This is a genomic window from Gelidibacter salicanalis (assembly GCF_016469035.1).
GTDB classification, from domain to species: Bacteria; Bacteroidota; Bacteroidia; order Flavobacteriales; family Flavobacteriaceae; genus Gelidibacter; species Gelidibacter salicanalis_A.
This window is the reverse complement of record NZ_JAEHJZ010000179.1, coordinates 1-254: the sequence shown is the minus strand read 5'-3', so window position 1 is coordinate 254 and position 254 is coordinate 1. Positions and strand designations below refer to the sequence as shown.

Below are 254 nucleotides of genomic sequence, written 5' to 3'. Positions count from 1 at the left end.
TTGCTGAACACGTGGGGGTAGGCCAGCCACGAGCCCTGGTTGGCGTAAGATTCCAGCATCAGCCCGCCAATGGCGGCTACTACTACCCACATCCACCGCTTGATAAGCGGCTCCATGTAGCGCGCGTACAGCACCAGCGCGCCCACCGAAGCCGCGAACAGCGCATAGGTGTAGAGCTTAACGCCGTCGGGCTCCTGGTCCACCTGCGGCCCGTAGATGAACTCCCAAAATGCCGCGTTGGTAGCCAGCACGGC

Annotated in this window: 1 protein-coding gene; it reads right to left on the bottom strand. The window is 62.6% G+C overall.

Annotation, left to right across the window (positions count from 1 at the left end; all coding sequences use genetic code 11):
* Positions 1 to 254, bottom strand: a 254-nt coding sequence (locus JEM65_RS21285) for a hypothetical protein (protein WP_199603736.1), incomplete at both ends; no start/stop codon positions are given.